This window comes from Winkia sp. C0117E2 (genome assembly GCF_056590455.1).
Genome location: NZ_JBWPWD010000008.1, coordinates 38323 through 56793 on the forward strand (window position 1 = coordinate 38323; position 18471 = coordinate 56793).

Here is an 18471-nt window from a genome sequence, read left to right on the forward strand (position 1 = left end):
TGCTACCGCACTGCTTGTACAGATAGCAGGCCACAGCCGTAGGCTTTAGCCCTGCCCACGCCGTTGATAATAAGGTTTTCTAAAGCATCCGAATCGCCCACCTTAGCCACTCCGTCTATGGTGTCTACCTGAACTAACACGCCGTTCTTGTTTTTCCCATTGCGGTTTGCACCCAAGAGCTGGCGCTGGTGGGAGACAATTTCAATTTCGCTTAGAGCGCCCCGCAGCTTACCTGCAAGCCACTCGCTGAGGTGGGGCACGCCCTCTGGCGCTTCTTCAAAATCGGCAGGTATCGGGTTTACGCCTTTGGCGCCTTTGCGTTGAATTGCGTTTACCGCAAGCCGGAAACGGACTACACTTCCCGAGGGCGGAGGCGTCAGATCAACTTCTTTGATTTCTATTTGCCCTACAAGATCACCTTCCTGAGGCCGCGCCAAGGACTGGACCAAAAAATAGGGGGCCTGACCTGGCAGAAATTCAAAGCGAAAGAGAATCTTGCCATGTTCGCGAGGGTTAGCATTATTGGTCTGCCCAAACAGTGCCATGACTGCCCTGTGCCGGAAGCTAGGATCGTTCACATCCCAACCCTTACTTGGTTTATGGGCGGCACCTCTTCCGAGCGCGGCGTGCACTGGAAAGCGCGTTAGGAAAGCCGTTGTACCCAATTCATCCTCTTTTCTACTGACGAACTAGTAATATTTCACCGCATCAGACTAGTAAGATTAACTGTCTTTCACACTAGCCTAAAAACGGCCTGAGCGAAGACTTATTTATAATCTTTTATAAGCTTGCCATAGGTGGGGGTACCACGTGCTAGCCTTCTAGAAACAGAAAGGAGCGCTAGTGAAGTACAACGCTTTGCGTGGCCCTAAATGGATAGGCCTAGCCACTGGACCGGCAACGGTAGAAGAGGCCTTACTAGCTGCGCATACTACTAATCTAGACCCCAACGTGCCCGGCTACGAATACGGCGCTCAGCTCCGTTTCTTGGCATATCTTTTGCCACTGGTTCTAAGGAATATTGATTCTTCCATTGTAGATGTAGAAGAAAAATATATAGACTCAGACGAACTACTGGAAAACGGTTTACCAGCAGCGGCCGTGAATAAAACTCTAGACAGGCTGCTTGAAGTATCGTATTTAGACAGTCCTGATAAGCCGTTTATGCAACAGCCGGCTGCCAAACATCCTGACTTAACAACTAAGTTTCGCCCCAAAGAGGACACAGTCCGAAAATTACTTCCAACGGTGCCTTCTGAGCAAGGCGATTCTTTTTGGGACCTTTCATTGCCCGAGCAGGAATTCCTACACTCAGCTTCCGCGGCTAGATCCTTAGTGGTGCACAGTTTTTACTCCATGGCAGGGAACGGAAAGTACGCTAACCGAAAAATGCAGATGGGAGCCCCAGGGATACGATTTTTAGGCAAAGAAAATAGCGCCACAGAAATATTTTGGCGAGGCCGCAACCTCTTGGAAACCCTCTTAGGACTGATTCCTTGGAAGTGGGTACAGGGGTCTGGCCTACCTGCATGGGCAGATAGGGAAGGCCGGGAATCAAAGTCCACTGATGGGCATCATCCGCTCTGGTGCGCATCTTGGAGCTCTAACGCGCCCGCTTGTCGCTGGGAAAACGGTAGGCTCCTACAAGTTCGTATAGGAGGCATACCCGAACAATGGTACGCACTCGAAATGGGAACACATAGCGGTTCTCCTTCCGAGCGAAAGGCCGCCGCAAAAGCCTGGTGGGATACCAGAAATTTAACCGACCCCCTTTATTTGTACATAACCGGCAACGATGGTAAGGCACACGCCGCAAGAATGGACATAGGTGAAGACCCCACAAAACTTGCCGTAGAGTGGGCCGCTCGTCAAAACATACCCAAGTTTGCTGGTCGAGACTGTTTAGCACCGGTCCCTCGCGCACACAGGAGCCTATCCTTCATCAGGCACCAAATAGGTAAAACGGCACAGTCTCCAGGAATTTTAGCGTCAGTTGTATATTTCCCAGATCCCTCCAAATGGGTACTGGACCTGAACCAAGAACTGCAAGCTGCGGTTTGCGACTGTGCCCTTATGATTCAGGGCTTACTTCGCGCGGTAAGTGCTCCTTTCCGGCGGGCAGGTAAGGAAGACACAGATTCTGAAGGGCGCATTTACGCACTGGATCCACTGGCCACAAGAAAAACCGACGTAGTAAATGCTTTTTGGCGCAATATCAGCGACGTATACCAAGACTTTATTCGCAGTATCCAAGATACTGAGTCCTCAACATTGCCCCGCGAACTATACCAGAGGGCAGTGGATGCTTCTTTATCAGCATTTGACGAAATAACAGAAGCCTACGCTCAAATTTATCCCAATCGCATCGGATTCGTTAGAAGTAGAGTGTCCTATAACCTCCGGAAAACGGCTAACCTGATCACTCCAAAGAAAGACGTGAAGAAATGAATGAAGTGAGTTCGACGCCGGCATATAAAGAGCTCGTTTACAAGATTCTTAACTGGAGGGAGGAGGGTAGGCGACGTGAGCTTTCAGCCATCCGCAAGGGGGCCATTAGCCAGACTGAATTCTACGCCTACCCATACATTATTCCTTACGCTCAGAATCCTGAACGTGACGATGAACGCATTGCGTTGCTTCGTGTTGCAGCCATTATTGCTGAATTCGCAAACGTGCCACAGGCTGAAGCCGAGCTACGGAAACATACGCTCGGGCTCTGGGCACGCCAGGTTGCAATGGCCCGGTCAGATATTCGCGGTAGTGACACGGTTATCGAGAATCGGCTTACATACATCCACACCCAACCACTTGAGCAGGCTATTCTGACTATTAGACGTATTTTTCAGATAGCATCCTCCAACAAAACCGCTTGTCCGGCTATCGACTACGTAAATTTACTTCATACCTTTTTAAGGTGGGGAAAGGGAGTATCACAAACCTCAAAACAATCACGATTGCGCATATTGCGCGATTATTACTCCTTTGTTCCACAAACCTCAGAATTAAACAAATCCTTAGAACAAACAGATCACGAGGACTAATATGTACCGCAATCTTACTCTGCACATCCTTACCCCAGTCAGCTATTCCAACCTCAACCGCGATGATTCCGGCGTTCCTAAGCGTATATATCAAGGGGGCGCTTTGCGGGCCATGCACTCCTCACAGTCTATAAAAAAGGGGATTCGTACCATCTACGAGAATGCCTCACTCGACGCATCCGTACGATCAGGGGATTTAGCAGACGAAGTGCTACGCACAGCTTTGAAGATAAAGCAGGATGCCGATCAAAAACAAGTATTGAAACATGCGAAGAAAATAATCGGTTCTCTTACCAAAAGCTCGTCGTCGGAGAATGAGGCATCTCGCTCCTCTTGGATGAGCCAAGAAGAGATCCAGACTGCAGCAACGGCCGCTCTTGCCAATTCTGACAACGATTTCATTGCCGATGGACAGACTGGCAGCCTTGCTATTGCTAGCTTCGGCCGCATGTTCGCGAACAAAGCTGAAAAAGGCACAGAGGCAGCGCTGAGTGTATCCCCCGCACTCACAACTCACCAAGCCAACATTGACAACGACTATTTCTCCACCACTGACGATATAAAGGAACGCAACCATCAAACTGGCGCTACCTTCCTGGGGGTCGCGAACTACACGAACGGCATTTTCTACAGAACCGTGACCATAGATCGCGAGCAGCTGAAAGAGAGCTGGACAGGCTTTGGCAAGGCTGACTCCGAGTCCAATCTGCGCGAACTCATAAACGCAATTCTTTATGGGCAGCCTCGAGGCAAAGAACATTCAACAGCCCCATATGCAATGCCTGCGGTAGTTGTTGCAGAAGAGCAGCGCTACCGCACCGCATACGACTTTGAGACGCCAGTTGAGCCGGCCGAGAGCGGTGGTTACCTCGAATCTAGCGTTCAGCGTCTTGCCGAGCAATACGCTGCCGCGCGGCGATTCGATCCCGACAACTTCGGGCCTTGCCAGATCGTTTCCGGCACCTACGGCAACCTTGACGGACGCTTTGGATACCTACGTGTGGCCACGAAGAAGGAGCTTGTAGATGCTGTAGTCGCATGGATCGGTTCTGATGAGTAAGTCCATATACCTTAGGCTAGCCGGCCCATTACAATCGTGGACCGGCATGAAAATAACCGGCAACGTGGCGCATACTAACCGCTTTCCCACAGCTAGCGGTTTGAAAGGCCTCTTAGCTGGGGCACTGGGATATAAGCGTGGGAGCTGGGAAGACTGGTTAGATGAGGTTTTCTTTTCGGTACGGCAAGATCGGCCCGGTCGCGTAGTCGACGAATTCCAAACCATAAACCCGCCGTATAAAGAAGAGATGTTCCGCAGGCGCATCATTATCGCACATAATCTACGGGCAAGCGATAAGAGCATGAGCTTTACTCCTGATGCTCAGAGCGGCACCGCAATTTCGAAACGGACGTATCTAGCTGACTCTGAATTTATAGTTCAGATTACTTGTGCTGACCATACTAAAGATATTGCAGCCGCACTACGTGATCCCACATATAGCACCTACCTAGGCAGGAAGGCATTCGCACCTTCCTTTCCATTTTACCTTGGTATAGGGCCCACAAAAGATTTCGCGAAATTGCCACTATTCGTAACGAACAGCAACTTTAAAGAACGGTTCGCCACTATAAAGGACTATGTTCCCGGACAGGAATTAGCACCTAGACGCCAGCAATTCACCACTGTTGGCACACGAGAACAATGGTACGCAAGTGTGAAGGAAAAACTGCAGCTCTAACGCCTAAAAGACTCGGGAATGATTGCTGACGCGTCCCCTACGTTAATCAATCACGGGGCATGCTACTTACGGCAGGGAGCGTCCTTAAATAGCCTGAAACCAATAGGGTTAGGTGTAGATAAGAATGGCCGCTACTGCAACTAAATGCAACAGCTACAGAAACGGCTATGACATATTAAACGATTATTCCTACACGTATCTGAGCTGCACGTGACACGCCACTCGACAGTGGTCGAGTAACATTTATCGAATTTCTCCCTGTTCCATTCTCACGGGGAATAGAAGGACCTGCTGGCGAGACTGCTCTGAGCTCAGGAATTACCCCCGCTCGCGCGGGGAAAAGGAAGGGGCGCGGCGTGATTGGCGCGAAGAAGCGGAATTACCCCCGCTCGCGCGGGGAAAAGAAACGCTAATGAGGCAGGGCAGCAAATTAATAGGAATTACCCCCGCTCGCGCGGGGAAAAGCTCGGTTGCGTCGTTGCTGTTGGTGTTGTTGTGGAATTACCCCCGCTCGCGCGGGGAAAAGCAAATCCTAGCTGCGGGTAGCGTGGCATGGAGGGAATTACCCCCGCTCGCGCGGGGAAAAGACTGGTATGAGCAAAACGGCATAGAAATAAACAGAATTACCCCCGCTCGCGCGGGGAAAAGAAAAGCCCGAAAGCCGAATGTGCGTGAATGTGCGGAATTACCCCCGCTCGCGCGGGGAAAAGTATGTATGCTCGCGCCGGTGACATGAGCATGTGGAATTACCCCCGCTCGCGCGGGGAAAAGCTCGAGCAGCTGCTCAACCGTTGCGAGGCAGCGGAATTACCCCCGCTCGCGCGGGGAAAAGCATAAACTTTTTAAGCATCCAAGGCATTTACCAGAATTACCCCCGCTCGCGCGGGGAAAAGCATAGCGTGCTTCTGCGTATCGGCGGAAGGGGGGAATTACCCCCGCTCGCGCGGGGAAAAGACGCGGCCTCATCAATGACTTCGTATTCGAGTGGAATTACCCCCGCTCGCGCGGGGAAAAGAGCCTAAAAGGGCGGCAATAATCTGCGCGATAGGAATTACCCCCGCTCGCGCGGGGAAAAGTTTAGTGTTATACGCGTATCCCATAATAAAATGGAATTACCCCCGCTCGCGCGGGGAAAAGTTCAACCCCTTCTTTTTTATAATATTATTTTTGGAATTACCCCCGCTCGCGCGGGGAAAAGTGGGTGCCTGTGGTCGGTATTGGGGCAGCATGGGAATTACCCCCGCTCGCGCGGGGAAAAGCATGTGATGTATAGGCTTGAGATTTGAAAGTAGGAATTACCCCCGCTCGCGCGGGGAAAAGCAATCTCATAGTCGCCGGGGGTAATCTCCAGTGGAATTACCCCCGCTCGCGCGGGGAAAAGAATACTGTTCCGACATCATTCCCCTTTTGTGAAGAATTACCCCCGCTCGCGCGGGGAAAAGCGGTTTGGGTTGGTATTGGCCAGGTTTGCATTGGAATTACCCCCGCTCGCGCGGGGAAAAGGTGCCGCGCCCGATTCCTATTTACGAATCGCAGGAATTACCCCCGCTCGCGCGGGGAAAAGTCTAAATGACCTGCGCTTTTGGGCGTCTGTATCATTCTTCCATGCTGGTAGCTATCTTACAGTCTGCCGCCTGCAAGGTGCGTATCTATGCCTAGTAACGCACCATCTGAGTTCTCCAACTCAGCCCCTGACGCTAGCCTCGGTCAGTTCTTTTTGCGGCTTAGTTTTGCAACTGCGCCCAGGCTAATCATTGCCATGGCTCCTAGCAGAGTGGGTACTAAAGCTGTCGCTCCAGTTGTCGCTATGAACGAGCCGACTGTTTTTGGCTCACTCGCTTGCCGTTCCGCATCAGACTTGCCGCCGTTTTTGCCCCCAGCGTTTTTGCCTTCGCCGCTGGGCTGAGCACCTGGTTGCGAACTAGGCTTTGCACCGGGTTGGCTTCCAGGCTTTGCCCCAGGCTGCGTTCCAGGCTCGGTGCCGGGTTGCGCGCCGGGATCGCTAGTGTTGTCGCCCTCGTCAGTACCGGTGGAACCGTCCTTGCTGCCGGAGGCGCCCTCACCGTCCTTGCCGCCGTTGGAGCCATCGTCAGTTCCCCCGGCTGTCGCTCCCGCTCCGATTGGCAGGGTTACTTCTTGTACCTTTTTCCCGGAAACTAGGTCCCAGGCTTCGACGGTCAGGTGGTCGTCGAAAACGCGGGCTCGTAGTGAGGACGAACGGTCGTCTTTCAACGTTTCTTCGTCATTGTCGCCGTCGGGGACGATTCCTTCTTTGACGGCGCCCGTGTTGAAGACGGGTATTCCATCTCCAACATTTTCAGGCAAGGTGTAGCGCCCCCACCAGTCGTTTAGCGTAACAATGTCGTGGGTGTGGGAGGTAAAGAAGGCAACGTTTTTGCGTCCACTCAAAATGTCGTTGAGCTCTTCAACGTCGTTGTAATCGTTCTGGTACCAGGCCGAATGCGTACCCGAAACCGTGTTGGCTAGGGTGTAGTGGGAAAATATGAGCACCGGCCGCCCTTCGTTTTCCCAGTGGTCCAGCCGCCCTTTCAACCAATAGAGTTGGGCCTGCGACGCGTTCCAAAACGGTTCTTTCCCCTGGGAGGCGTGGTCGTCGTAGTATTCGGTTCCGAGGGCGATGAGCACCACTCCCCCAACTACTTTTTCCGCGTACGGCTTGTCTCGGTCAGCCCAGGTCAAAAAGTTTTTCTGTGCTTTTTCGCTGGATAGTTCTTGCCCGTACTGTTCGTGGTTGCCGCTGCCCCACAGTATGTCGGCTCCCGTGTAGGGGTGAGCTTTCAATATCTTTTCGGCTTCGAAGTAGTTCTTATCGCGCATGGTGTCCACGAAATCACCGTTTACCACTAGCGCCGTACTCTTGTCTTTGAATGCGGAAATGCGGTCCATTGCCCGCCCCCATTTTTTCCCATTTGTTGGGGCGTCGGGGTTTGCGTGCGTGTCGGAAATAATGTCGATAATTCCTGTAGGCTTTTTATCTTCGTATTTGTACGGCTTGTGTAGGGCAACATTGTCAATTGCCCACCACTTATCGTTGTATGAGTTGTTGTAATTGAAGGATATTTGTGCCGTCTTGGCTCCGCCCGGCACTTTTACCTCCAGCTCGTGGTGGTTAGAGTAGTCGTTCTTATCCAGGGTAAGCAGGGTTTGGCCTTCCCCGCCGCCAAAGCTGATGGTTACGGTGGCGTTTTGGCCCTTTTTGCCCTGCCGGTAGTGGGAGTCGAATCCCAGCACTAGCTGGTTTTGTCCGCCTACCGGAATCTGGGGGGTCACCAGCGCTGTTGAGAAGCTTTCGTCTTTGGCTAGTCGCTGGTGTTCAGATTCCATCACCGCGAAGTTGCCGCTGCCGCGGGTGAACCAGTGGCGTTCATCTGTGCCTGCCGCCCAGGTCCACTGGCGCACGTCTGTGAAGGTCCAGCCTCGCCAGCGCTTTTCGCCCGAGGAGGCTTTCGAGGTTTTCACTTTCCACCCTTTGGGCCCGGTGTGTGAGAACCAGTCGGGTAGGTGCAGCTCGTCGAAGTTTTCTGCCCAGATTGTTGCCGGCTTTTCTAGGGTTCCGTTCGTCTGCGTATTGTATTTGCCCATGTCCGAGGGCGCTTTCACGGCCGCTCCCGTTGCTTTCGGTGCAACGGGCACATCCGCCTCGCCCGCTTGCGCGAACGGCATCGCGACCATGGTTGCGGCTGTGATGGTTGCCAGCGCCCCTAATTTTTTCACTACCATTTCTTCTCCCTTTCGGCCTGCAGGGCTGTGATGTTCTGTAGTGCCCGGTGGGCCCCTCTTCCAGGCCGCCGGGCCGTGTTTATTCCGCGTCAGCCTAGCTAGCCAAAGCAACGCTTCTTTGACCTCTAGGTGAAGGTGGGGTGAACCTGTCCGGGTTCTGCCGGTAGACTTTGGCTCATGTTGCGCGTAATTTTCAATATTTTGTGGCTCTTTATGGCTGGCTTGGAGCTGTTTTTTCTTTATATTGCTGCTGGTATCGCTGGGTGCATCTTCATTGTGACTATCCCGGTTGCGGTAGCTTGTTTCCGCATGGCTTGGTATATTTTGTGGCCGTTTGGGCGCAAGGTTGTGCCTAAGCCGGGGGCGGGTGCCGGCTCGGCGCTTATGAATGCTGTGTGGTTTTTGGTTGCGGGTCTTTGGCTCGCCATCGGGCACATCGGCACCGCGTTCGTGCAGATGCTTACTATTGTTGGAATTCCGGTGGCGATTGCGAATATCAAGCTGATTCCCATTTCGTGTTTTCCGTTTGGCAAGCAGATCGTGCCTAACGAGTCTGCCGAGGTCACGGTTCAAACCCCGCTGACTTAGCTTGTTCACGCACAGCAATTACCCTTCCGGGGCCCCGTGGGGCTTGTTAGCGTGAAGACATGAGTAAAACAGTTGTAATCATTGGTGGCCATGGGAAGGTTGCGCGTATTGCTGGTCCTCTTTTTGCCGAGGGCGGCTACGCTGTTCGCGCCTGGGTTCGCAACCCTGCTCACGTCGAGGAGGTTAGTGTTGCCAGCGTGAAGGGTGAGCTGAATTCCATTGAGCAGATGGATCAAGAAAAGATCGCTAAGGAGCTCGAGGGCGTGGACGCTATTTTGTGGTCTGCGGGCGCTGGCGGTGGGGATCCGGAGCGCACTCTTGGCGTGGACCGCGATGCTGCTATCCGCACTATGGAAGCCGCGAAGGCTGCTGGCGTGAAGCGTTTCGTGATGGTCTCTTACGATGGTGCTAACGCTCAGGGTGAGCCCGATAAGTCCACCGATTTCCATTACTACTGGCAGGCTAAGAAGCAGGCTGACGAGCATTTGCGCGAGAGCGGGCTAGATTGGACTATTTTGGCTCCTGGCCCCCTCACTTTAGACAAGGGTACTGGCCGCGTAGACGCCGAGCCTGGTTCCGACGGTCGCCGCCGCATTTCGCGCGCTAACGTTGCGCAGGTTGCAGTGACCGCCACGGACGAGCCGCATACTGTGGGCAAGACTGTGCTTTTGGCTGATGGGGATACCCCGGTCGCGGATTATTTGGCGAACCTCAGCTAGAGCTTTTCTTTGGGCGGGGCCGGGCTTGTTCTCGGCCCCGTTTCGTATGTTTGCGAGGGCTGCGCCCCTTTTGTGTGCGCGCGAGGGCACGCCCCCTGGGGCGGGAATAAAAAATTGGCACCACAAAAAGTGGTGCCAATGGGCCAATTGGCCAGTACTTATGATCTGGGTGCGCGGGGCATTGTTGAGCGGATGGCCGCATAGATAGTTACGAGTGCCAGGATCATGGCTACGAACCAGGTGATCATTGCGGGCGCCCACCTGCTGATGAACACAGGCCCTGAGCTGACCATGCACAGTACAGGGATCATAATCGCACTGATTAGTAGTAGGTTATTCTGTTTGATGCGCGGCTTGTCGGAGTCGCTATTGCGGCTCATTTTCAATCCTCTTTTCCAGATTCCCGTCCTTGCGGGAACTTCACTTACAGCACGTTGGCTGGCATCACCAACCATGTGACGCATCTTTATTTTACGCCCTCGCCTGGACATTTTCCACTCTTTGCCATCACTACAGTACCGGGTGAGGACCTTCTGCCTACGCTTACTTCAGATTTAACTTTCACCGCCCTAGGCAGATTCGCTCTAAGGCGCACACCCTAAGGACGCAGCCTTGTTTCGGTTAGGTACCTTATAATTTTTCTGAACTCTGTTACAGATCCGCAACTAGGCAGGCGCGATGGGTTTAGAAAAGAACCTCAACTCCGATCTCTCAGCTGAACGGAAAATCATTATCCGCACTTTGATCCCTCTGGTAGAACCTCTTCAGGCTGTTTTACCTGCCCCCAGCGAGGTCGTGCTTCACGACCTTTCAAAACTGCCAAATTCTATTGTTGCAATAGCCGGCAGCATTACCGGGCGTAGCATCGGAGGGGTCGCCACAAACACTCTTATGCAGGATACTTCTACCGGGAATCTGGAAACTAAATACAACTACAGCACCAAGGCGGCTGACGGTAGTGACGTTTCCTGTTCGACAATTGTTTTTCGCGCCTCTAACGGCACCCCAGTTGCCGCATTGTGCGTTATTAAGGATGTTTCAGTTTGGAAGACTTTGCAGCAAGCTTTGAACTCGCTAATTCCTCCCGCGGTCGTGGGCAATACCCAAACTCCGCCTCCGGATGCAGAAGTTTTTAGCAAAGATGTTGACGAGCTCGCGGCAGATTTACTGAAAAGTGCTATTGCTAGGGCTGGCTCCCCTGTCGCAAAGATGACTAAGAGTCAAAAAATAGCGGTGGTGGCAGATCTTCAAGATCGCGGTTTTTTCGTTTTGAAGGAGTCGGTTGAAAAGGTTGCCAGCGCGTTGGAGGTTACGCGTTTTACTATCTATAACTATCTAAAGGAACTTGGCAATAGGAAATAGGTTGGGCGTTGCGCACGATCGCCACGCGGCTTTCACACACAACGCCCAGTCCTAGATGCATTACCTTTGCCGGTTACAGGATTTGGTCGAGCCCCTGCTTCAGGTCGGCAATAATGTCGGAGGTTTCTTCGATTCCTACCGACAGGCGTAGCAGCCCGTCAGTTACGCCCTGTTTGGCGCGTTCTTCAGGGCTCATGCAGGCGTGCGACATTGCCGCCGGGTAGGAAAGGATAGATTCGACTCCGCCAAGGCTGACGGCCAAGATGGGCAGCTTCAGCACTTGGGCCAGTCTGTTCACGGTCTGCCTATCGGCCACCTCGAAGGATAGTACGGCACCGCCGCTGCTAGCTTGCGACATGTGTAGTTTGTGGGCTGGGTGCGATTCCAACCCCGGGTAGTGCAGTGCTTTTACCGCTGGGTGCTCTTCTAGCATCTTTGCAATTTCGAGGGCGGATTTACCTGACTGGGCCATTCGCAGCCCCATCGTCTTCATGCCGCGCATAACCAGCCAGCAGTCTTCAACTCCTAGCGTGCCTCCAAGCGCTTTCTGCAGCAGGAATATTTTTTCTGCCAGGGCGTCGTCGCTGGTTATTACCATGCCTGCGATTACGTCGGAATGGCCGTTGAAGAACTTGGTTGCCGATTCGATTACAACGTCTACGCCTAGGTCTAGAGGACGCTGGAATAGCGGAGTCATAAAGGTGTTGTCGGCGATGGTTACCAGGTCGTGGCGCTTGGCTATTTCTACTACGCCTCTAATGTCGGTGACGTTTAGCAGCGGGTTAGAGGGGGTTTCTAGGTAGATGCCTTTCGTGTTTTCTTTGATTGCCCCTTCCCACGCGGTAAGGTCAGTTTCGTCTACGAAGGATGCTTCGATGCCGAATCGTGCCATCACTTCGGTGGCCAGTTGGAAGGTGCCCCCGTAGATGGATTTGCACATTACTACGTGGTCGCCCTTGTTGAAGGTGAGTAGCGCCGCCGATATTGCGGCCATTCCAGAGGCGAAAGCGAAGGCGTGTTCGCCTCCTTCTACTTTGGCTACCCCTACTTCGAGGGCGTGGCGGGTGGGGTTGCCGAAACGCGAATAGGTGTATTCGGGGGCTGCTTCAAGCGATTCTTGTTTGAAGGTCGAACACTGGTAGATCGGGATGGAAGACGATCCGGTGTACTGGTCGAAGACCTGGTAGCCGTGGATCAGTTTTGTGTTTGTTTGCATTTTTACCTCTTTTAGAAAGCACAACTGGCGTGCTTTGTTTTGATTCACAACGATGTAGTGGAACGTTTGGTTTGTTTGGCTAGCTAAACGCCAGGAAGGGCGATACTAGCAGTAGGATGCCGGCAAATACTATAAGGATCAGGCCTGGCCCACGCAGCTCCCGCAGGGAGGGCACTTTCAGCACCAAGTAGGTGGGAATCAGGCAGCCGATCATCCCAAAGATGGGCGAGCAGATCGAGGTGAACGAGAGTACCGGCGCGTTCAACACGATCGCACCCCAGGCAACTAGCACCCCGAACACTAAGATTCCTACTGCGAGTAATTTGCGATTTATTTTCTCTTCGGGGATGAACCTCTTTATCACGTTCGTGGCTATTCCTTGGCAGGCCTCTTTGAAGCCTTGGAAGACGCCGAAGAAGGCGGTCATCACGGCGAAGATGTTCAGAACGACGCTCAGGATCTGTACCCAGGCTCCGTCTAGGTTTCGCGCAGCGATCGCAAGGGTCGAGATGTTCTCGTTTGCCGCTTGTACTGCCTGGTCGTGCCCTAGCACCAGGTTGAAGGACATGGCGTAGAAAAACACAACGGTAAACAATATAAAGAAGGCAATGTTCATCGCGCGCACAGATTTATACCGTGCCACCTCGATGTTTTTGTTGTGGCTGCGGAACGATATCACCATGGGCGAAAGCGACTGTATAAACAAGATCGATGTCAGCGTAAACGGCAACAGCACAATCGTCTGCTTGACCAGGTACCCCATGTCCGGGAAGGCGCCAATATTGGCTATGTCCCAGCGGGGAATCATCACTACCCCAAGTAGGAAGATGATCGTTATTTTGGTAATCACCATCACCGAGGAGATACGGAAAAGAATTTTTTCTGCCGCCGAAGCGATAGCCACCAGCACACACACAATCGCCAATCCGTAAAGCGGGTTTGAAGACCAGTTAGTCTTTGTGATTCCGAATGTCTTCAGGTATGAGGCCGAATCGTTGGTGATCGCAGTTGAGTACACGAACACCCATATCACCAACATTATGAAGTAGAGCAGCCCCAGCAGCATCCCCCAGTTCTTGCCCAAGTATTCCGCGATCACGCTCGGATAGTCTTCACATTTTTTCGAATGCGCCAGCGTGTTAATGAACAGTCTTTGGAACAGCCACATTGCCGGGTAGGCAATTACTGCGGATACAAGAAATACCCACACCCCAATTATTCCGACTTTTACTGGCAGGAACACGATTCCTGCCCCAATAGCCATTCCAATGGACATGACGATCCAGCCCCAGTCCGTGGAGTCGAATCTTACGGCTTTTTGCCATTCTTCTTCAGTTAGGCCTGCCTTTTTTGCGTGTTTGCTAACTCTGCTACCGGTACACGCCCCGCTTGAATCGGCTTCAGCTTCGTTGCTGGACACTGTCGTTGTCACTGCCGTTTCCTATCTAGTAGTTCTATTCATTTGGTTGGGCACGTAGCCAGGGCTTCTATTTCTACCCGTGCGCCCATCGGCAGGGCTGCAACTTGGAAGGCACTGCGGGCGGGATATTTTTCTACGTCTTTGAAGGCGTTCGCATACACTTCGTTTACTGCCGCAAAGTCGTCCATGTCAGCCAATAACACCGTGGTTTTAAAAACGTCGTTTAGCGTGCAACCAAATTCGGCTAGGACTGCCGCGACGTTGCGCAGCGACTGGGCCGCCTGAGCCGTAACGTCTACTACTTCAATCTGCCCAGTTTCCGGGTTCAGCGGCAGTTGGCCAGACACTGCAATCACGTTGCCTGCAGCTTTTGCTGCCGAATAGGGTCCTACTGCTTTAGGGACCATGTTTACCTTAGGCATTTTTCCTCCAAAAATACTTATGTGCGCCCTGCCGGCGCTACAAAAATATTGGCGCAAACACCCCATCCAAGTCAACTATTTGTTGAAACTATTTTTTCAGCCTCTTTCCGCCGTTTTACGCCCCTATCCGACGGGCCACCCCGAAATTAGCGGCCAGTTTTCAACAGTTTTTCAACATTAGGTTGAAAGACCCAATCGCTCAACAGACAGGTTTTTCACACGCTAACGAGGGCGGCCACCCCACCACGCCGGTGAGCTAGGGGCGGCTTCAACACTGAAACCGCCCCTCTACTCTTGCTAGCTAAACGCCAGGAAGGGCGATACTAGCAGTAGGATGCCGGCAAATACTATAAGGATCAGGCCTGGCCCGCGCAGTTCGCGCAGCGATTTTACGCGCAGCACCAAGTAGGTGGGAATCAGGCACCCGATCATGCCGAAGATGGGCGAGCAGATGGACGTAAATGACAGCACGGGAGCGTTGAGGACGATCGCTCCCCATGAGACCAGAACACCAAACACTAAGATGGCGAAGGATAGTAGCCGGCGGTTGATGCGTTCCTCGGGAACGAAACGCTTGACGACATTCATGGCGATGCCTTGGCAGGCCTCTTTGAATCCTTGAAAGACGCCGAAGAAGGCGGTCATGACAGCGAAGATGTTCAGAACGACGCTCAGGATCTGCACCCATGCCCCGTCTAGGTTGCGGGCGGCGATCGCCAGCGTGGAAATGTTTTCGTTGGCGGCTTGCACCGCCTGATCGTGACCCAGCACTAGGTTGAAGGACATGGCGTAGAAGAACACGACCACGAAAAGGGTGAAGAACGCGATGTTCATGGCGCGCACGGATTTGTAGCGTGCCACCTCGATGTTTTTGTTGTGGCTGCGGAACGAAATCACCATGGGCGATAGCGACTGGATGAACAGGATCGATGTCAGCGTAAACGGCAGCAGCACAATCGTCTGCTTGACCAAGTAACCCAGGTCAGGGAAAACGCCAATGTTGGAAATGTCCCAGCGGGGAATCATCACTACCCCAAGTAGGAAGATGATCGTGATCTTGGTGATTACCATGATCGAGGAGATGCGGAACAGCACCTTTTCGGCCGTGGAGGCGATGGCAACCAGAATACACACGATCCCCAGCCCGTACAGGGGCGCACTGGATAGGTTGGTGCGGGTGATGCCAAAGGTTTTCAGGTACGAGGCCGAATCGTTGGTAATCGCGGTCGAATACACGAACACCCATATCGCCAACATTATGAAGTACAGCAGCCCCAGCAGCATCCCCCAGTTTTTGCCAAGATAGCCGGCAATGACTGACGGGTAGTCTTCGCATCGCTTGGATTTGGCCAGGGTGTTGATGAAGAGCTTTTGGAACAGCCACATTGCTGGGTAGGCGATCACGGCTGAAACCAGGAACACCCATACGCCGATGATGCCTACTTTGACGGGTAAGAAGACGATGCCGGCGCCGATGGCCATGCCGATCGAAAGGACGACCCAACCCCAGTCAGTCGAGTCGAATTTAGTGGCGGCCTTCCATTCCGGCACGCTCAGGCCCGCCTTTAGGGCGTGGCGCTGTTCGCGCGAACTAAAGGTGGAAGTTTCAGGAGCGGTTAGCGTACTCATCGCGCCCCTACTTCTGCGCACCCTCCTCGTGCATACACATACAGCAACAGCCACCGCCAAAGACGCGGGGGCGGCGTTTGCTGGGTTGCAGGGCAGCGTTCATATTCCTTTTCTCCATTTCGAGTTCTGGCGTCTTACACAAAAGCCTTCAGCTGCGTATAAACCGCGGCTGCATAAAAGTGTCCTAGCGGCACCCCACTCTGTCAAGCGGAAGCTGCACTTTCAAACATCGGGGACTGGGCCAGACTTATCGAGGGTGGGGTCAACTCGCTGAGGGTGAGCTAGCGTTACCAGCGAATACGTGGGCAGGCGGATTGACGCAGTAAGCAGACGCGCGGCGGCGAACATTTCCAAGCAGTTCTATGGATTCTTGCGATCATGTTTCCAGTCGGTAACTATTTATAGGATATTCGAGCGCACCTGAACATTCTCTTTACTAGCATCGGAGAATAATGCGGAATAGCCACGAAAGCGCGGCACTGAAAGTGGCATTTTCTTGATAGGACGCTACGGACTATAACAAATAGGAATATCTCAAATAGCGACTAAAATGCTATCCTTCTGGCGTTATTTGACCAGATTTCAAGTAAAAATACGCAAGTGAAGCAATGTTCACGCGTCTTATAGATTGAACGGCGGGCAATACTAACTTGTATTTTTACGAGGCTTACAGCAAGAAGGGAAGCCATGAAGAAAAATAAGGCCAATGAGGTCCTGCGCAAACATGCCGCTGGGGCCATTGGTGCGGGTATTTCTACTGTACTGATTCTAGGTAGCATGGGTTCGGTAGCGCTAGCAGCCCCTCCCGCTAGCTCCTCTACTGATGCCCCCTCTGCACATTCCAGCGACCCCGCAAAATCGATTCACTGCGGCGGGGCGGTTGCAAAGAACTTCTTCCTTGTAGATGGACTCACCAAGGACGAAGTCCAGGAAGTTCTTACTAGGAAGCTTACCGAGCAGGGACTGAACCCCTCTGATTACACGATCACTATCGAGGATTCGAAGATCAAAAAAGCTAACGCCGGTTCTTATGGCGACGGCCGTAGAAACCGCGTTATGACGGTCGAGGTTACGATCACCCCCAAGGCTGCGGGCGCGCCGGCCGTCACCTGTAATACCAGGATCCTCTATTACACTCCACCGTTTGCGTTTCTCGACAAGGGTAAGTTCCCGCAGAACCATACGCACCACAACGTTGGCAAACTGGTAGTTGATAACCCCGATTCCTACACTATTTCGCCCGAAGACAAGGTTAAGCTGATCGATGCTTTCCTAAAGGCCAACCCGAACCTGCAGCTGGAAAAGTCTCAGCTACAGATGGACGACAATGGCAACCTGACCATAACTAACAAGGCCGGCGAGGATCCGTATTCTGTGACTGTTCCTGCCGAGGAATTCGTTAGCGTGGTGGGCAAGGTTAAGGACATTTTGGTGTTCTTGGATCCGGCTACCGGCAACAAGCTATCTACCGAGGTGCCCGCGGTGCGTGTCCCGCTGAAGGCGGGTAACTGGGATGATTCTGACCTTTGGGGCACCAATAATGCGGGCGCCAACCGCAATTTGAGCGCTAAGGCGCAGCTTTCCGGGTTGGATCTAAAGCGCGAGGGCAACGAACTGGTAATTTCCGGCAAGTTCGATTCCAGCATTTCGAATAATGCTGGTGGTACCAGATACCTTGGCATTCACCGGAATTCGAGTAAAGAATACAACTATACGCAGTCGTTCTCTAATGGCTTCAAGGTCAGAGTCGTACCCCTTAAAGAAGACATTGTGGTCCGCAATCTAGATAAGGATGCGAAGTTCACCCAGGCTGATGTAGAAAAGCTGATCGATGTCGACTACAAGAAACTCAACCCTCTAAAGTTTAATCAGGATAAAGGCCTGACGGCGGCTCAAATACGCGCGGATGTAAATTCAAAGATAATCAGGAAAATTTCTGTTGACGGGCTAAAACATGAGCTTGGCACACAGGAATTCTCAGGCACTCTGCGGACTGACCTTAATGTTGTTTCTCCTGTACTGAAGGCTACAGCCATCTACTACACCGAGAAGATTCCTGCTACCCTTGTTTCGGATCCGGACAAGTTAACTCCTGACCAGATTGCAGAGATCACCAGCAAGGTCAAGAAGGTAAACAAGCTTAAGGATACTGACAAGGTCACTGTAGACAAGGCTGGCAATGTCACTATTGAATTCAAACGTGACAAAAACGACCATAACAAGGTTAATGCCACCAAGAAGTTCAAGGCCCCATTGGCTCAAGCTAAGTACCCGGACGGAAAGGTTGAAACCGGAAAGAGCATCGAATCCCCGATCACTACCCCGGAGGGTTACAAGTTCCCGACCGGAACCAAGTTCGTTGTGGACGGTGACGCCCCCGATGGGCTAACCGTTGGCCAGGACGGCAAGATCACCTACAACGCGCCGAAGGATAAGACTCCGGGCGATTTGACCGGAAAGGTACTGGTGACGCTGCCAGATAAGAAGACTCCGATTTCGGTTCCTTTCAAGATCACCGTCATCCCGGCTGTTCCCGAAATGTCCTACCCGGATAAGAAGGTAGAGGCCGGCAAGAGTGTCGAAACTCCGATCAC

15 protein-coding genes and 1 CRISPR repeat array are annotated in these 18471 nt (G+C 52.7%); of the genes, 8 read left to right on the plus strand and 7 right to left on the minus strand.

From position 1 onward, the window contains the following. Window positions 1–2 precede the first annotated feature (2 nt). Window positions 3–632 (minus strand): type I-E CRISPR-associated protein Cas6/Cse3/CasE, encoded by a 630-nt coding sequence (locus tag AC1EKG_RS10085; protein ID WP_256172958.1) that lies wholly within the window; start codon window positions 630–632, stop codon window positions 3–5. A 211-nt stretch (window positions 633–843) separates the two neighbouring features. Here AC1EKG_RS10085 and AC1EKG_RS10090 point away from each other — a divergent pair, with 211 nt between their 5' ends. The 4 genes from AC1EKG_RS10090 to cas5e are packed head-to-tail and all read left to right on the plus strand — an operon-like array spanning window position 844 to window position 4780. After that, window positions 844–2448, plus strand: coding sequence for a type I-E CRISPR-associated protein Cse1/CasA (locus tag AC1EKG_RS10090; RefSeq protein ID WP_004807165.1), 1605 nt, complete (start codon window positions 844–846; stop codon window positions 2446–2448). After that, window positions 2445–3041, plus strand: a complete 597-nt coding sequence (gene casB, locus AC1EKG_RS10095; protein ID WP_004807161.1) for a type I-E CRISPR-associated protein Cse2/CasB — start codon at window positions 2445–2447, stop codon at window positions 3039–3041. The genes AC1EKG_RS10090 and casB overlap by 4 nt, the downstream gene beginning before the upstream one ends. A 1-nt stretch (window position 3042) precedes the next feature. Next, a complete protein-coding gene (locus AC1EKG_RS10100; RefSeq protein WP_004807160.1) occupies window positions 3043–4101 on the plus strand; it encodes a type I-E CRISPR-associated protein Cas7/Cse4/CasC in 1059 nt (352 codons plus the stop codon). Further along, window positions 4094–4780 (plus strand): type I-E CRISPR-associated protein Cas5/CasD, encoded by a 687-nt coding sequence (gene cas5e, locus AC1EKG_RS10105; RefSeq protein WP_004807158.1) that lies wholly within the window; start codon window positions 4094–4096, stop codon window positions 4778–4780. Before AC1EKG_RS10100 ends, cas5e begins: the two co-directional genes overlap by 8 nt. Before the next feature lie 314 nt (window positions 4781–5094). Next, a CRISPR array of direct repeats spans window positions 5095–6344; the repeat unit is 29 nt; unit sequence GGAATTACCCCCGCTCGCGCGGGGAAAAG. A 143-nt stretch (window positions 6345–6487) separates the two neighbouring features. On the opposite strand, the gene AC1EKG_RS10110 is transcribed toward cas5e, so the two are convergent. After that, window positions 6488–8521 (minus strand): hypothetical protein, encoded by a 2034-nt coding sequence (locus AC1EKG_RS10110; RefSeq protein WP_004807155.1) that lies wholly within the window; start codon window positions 8519–8521, stop codon window positions 6488–6490. Between the two features lie 180 nt (window positions 8522–8701). On the opposite strand from AC1EKG_RS10110, the gene AC1EKG_RS10115 reads away from it, so the two are divergent. Together AC1EKG_RS10115 and AC1EKG_RS10120 are read left to right on the plus strand one after the other, a co-directional pair. Continuing rightward, window positions 8702–9109 carry a YccF domain-containing protein gene (locus AC1EKG_RS10115; protein ID WP_040315302.1) on the plus strand — a complete coding sequence of 136 codons (408 nt, stop codon included), beginning with the start codon at window positions 8702–8704 and terminating at the stop codon, window positions 9107–9109. A 59-nt stretch (window positions 9110–9168) separates the two neighbouring features. Then, window positions 9169–9828: an SDR family oxidoreductase gene (locus tag AC1EKG_RS10120; RefSeq protein WP_004807150.1), complete on the plus strand. Its 660-nt coding sequence runs from the start codon at window positions 9169–9171 to the stop codon at window positions 9826–9828. 158 nt (window positions 9829–9986) lie between these two features. On the opposite strand, the gene AC1EKG_RS10125 is transcribed toward AC1EKG_RS10120, so the two are convergent. Further along, window positions 9987–10208 (minus strand): hypothetical protein, encoded by a 222-nt coding sequence (locus AC1EKG_RS10125; protein ID WP_004807149.1) that lies wholly within the window; start codon window positions 10206–10208, stop codon window positions 9987–9989. Between the two features lie 298 nt (window positions 10209–10506). Here AC1EKG_RS10125 and AC1EKG_RS10130 point away from each other — a divergent pair, with 298 nt between their 5' ends. Beyond that, window positions 10507–11190 (plus strand): helix-turn-helix transcriptional regulator, encoded by a 684-nt coding sequence (locus tag AC1EKG_RS10130; RefSeq protein ID WP_004807147.1) that lies wholly within the window; start codon window positions 10507–10509, stop codon window positions 11188–11190. Window positions 11191–11263: 73 nt separating this feature from the next. Here the strand turns inward: AC1EKG_RS10130 and AC1EKG_RS10135 are convergent, their stop codons facing one another. From AC1EKG_RS10135 to AC1EKG_RS10150, 4 genes are all read right to left on the minus strand, one after another. After that, window positions 11264–12406, minus strand: coding sequence for a trans-sulfuration enzyme family protein (locus AC1EKG_RS10135; protein ID WP_004807143.1), 1143 nt, complete (start codon window positions 12404–12406; stop codon window positions 11264–11266). 79 nt (window positions 12407–12485) lie between these two features. After that, on the minus strand, window positions 12486–13838 hold the full coding sequence (locus AC1EKG_RS10140) for an aromatic amino acid transport family protein (RefSeq protein ID WP_004807142.1): 1353 nt from the start codon (window positions 13836–13838) through the stop codon (window positions 12486–12488). A gap of 26 nt (window positions 13839–13864) precedes the next feature. Continuing rightward, window positions 13865–14248 carry a Rid family detoxifying hydrolase gene (locus AC1EKG_RS10145; RefSeq protein ID WP_004807140.1) on the minus strand — a complete coding sequence of 128 codons (384 nt, stop codon included), beginning with the start codon at window positions 14246–14248 and terminating at the stop codon, window positions 13865–13867. Between the two features lie 297 nt (window positions 14249–14545). Then, window positions 14546–15877 (minus strand): SLC5/6 family protein, encoded by a 1332-nt coding sequence (locus tag AC1EKG_RS10150; protein WP_004807138.1) that lies wholly within the window; start codon window positions 15875–15877, stop codon window positions 14546–14548. A 687-nt stretch (window positions 15878–16564) separates the two neighbouring features. On the opposite strand from AC1EKG_RS10150, the gene AC1EKG_RS10155 reads away from it, so the two are divergent. Then, window positions 16565–18471 (plus strand): Rib/alpha-like domain-containing protein (locus tag AC1EKG_RS10155; RefSeq protein WP_285444520.1); only part of this gene is annotated, 1907 nt, incomplete at its 3' end.

What these genes read in the sequence shown, in the direction of transcription:
- AC1EKG_RS10145 (WP_004807140.1), bottom strand. Translation starts at nt 14,248, where the DNA reads ATGCCTAAGGTAAACATGGTCCCTAAAGCAGTAGGACCCTATTCGGCA.
- AC1EKG_RS10130 (WP_004807147.1), top strand. Translation starts at nt 10,507, where the DNA reads ATGGGTTTAGAAAAGAACCTCAACTCCGATCTCTCAGCTGAACGGAAA.
- casB (WP_004807161.1), top strand. Translation starts at nt 2,445, where the DNA reads ATGAATGAAGTGAGTTCGACGCCGGCATATAAAGAGCTCGTTTACAAG.
- AC1EKG_RS10125 (WP_004807149.1), bottom strand. Translation starts at nt 10,208, where the DNA reads ATGAGCCGCAATAGCGACTCCGACAAGCCGCGCATCAAACAGAATAAC.
- AC1EKG_RS10110 (WP_004807155.1), bottom strand. Translation starts at nt 8,521, where the DNA reads ATGGTAGTGAAAAAATTAGGGGCGCTGGCAACCATCACAGCCGCAACC.
- cas5e (WP_004807158.1), top strand. Translation starts at nt 4,094, where the DNA reads ATGAGTAAGTCCATATACCTTAGGCTAGCCGGCCCATTACAATCGTGG.
- AC1EKG_RS10100 (WP_004807160.1), top strand. Translation starts at nt 3,043, where the DNA reads ATGTACCGCAATCTTACTCTGCACATCCTTACCCCAGTCAGCTATTCC.
- AC1EKG_RS10135 (WP_004807143.1), bottom strand. Translation starts at nt 12,406, where the DNA reads ATGCAAACAAACACAAAACTGATCCACGGCTACCAGGTCTTCGACCAG.
- AC1EKG_RS10120 (WP_004807150.1), top strand. Translation starts at nt 9,169, where the DNA reads ATGAGTAAAACAGTTGTAATCATTGGTGGCCATGGGAAGGTTGCGCGT.
- AC1EKG_RS10150 (WP_004807138.1), bottom strand. Translation starts at nt 15,877, where the DNA reads ATGAGTACGCTAACCGCTCCTGAAACTTCCACCTTTAGTTCGCGCGAA.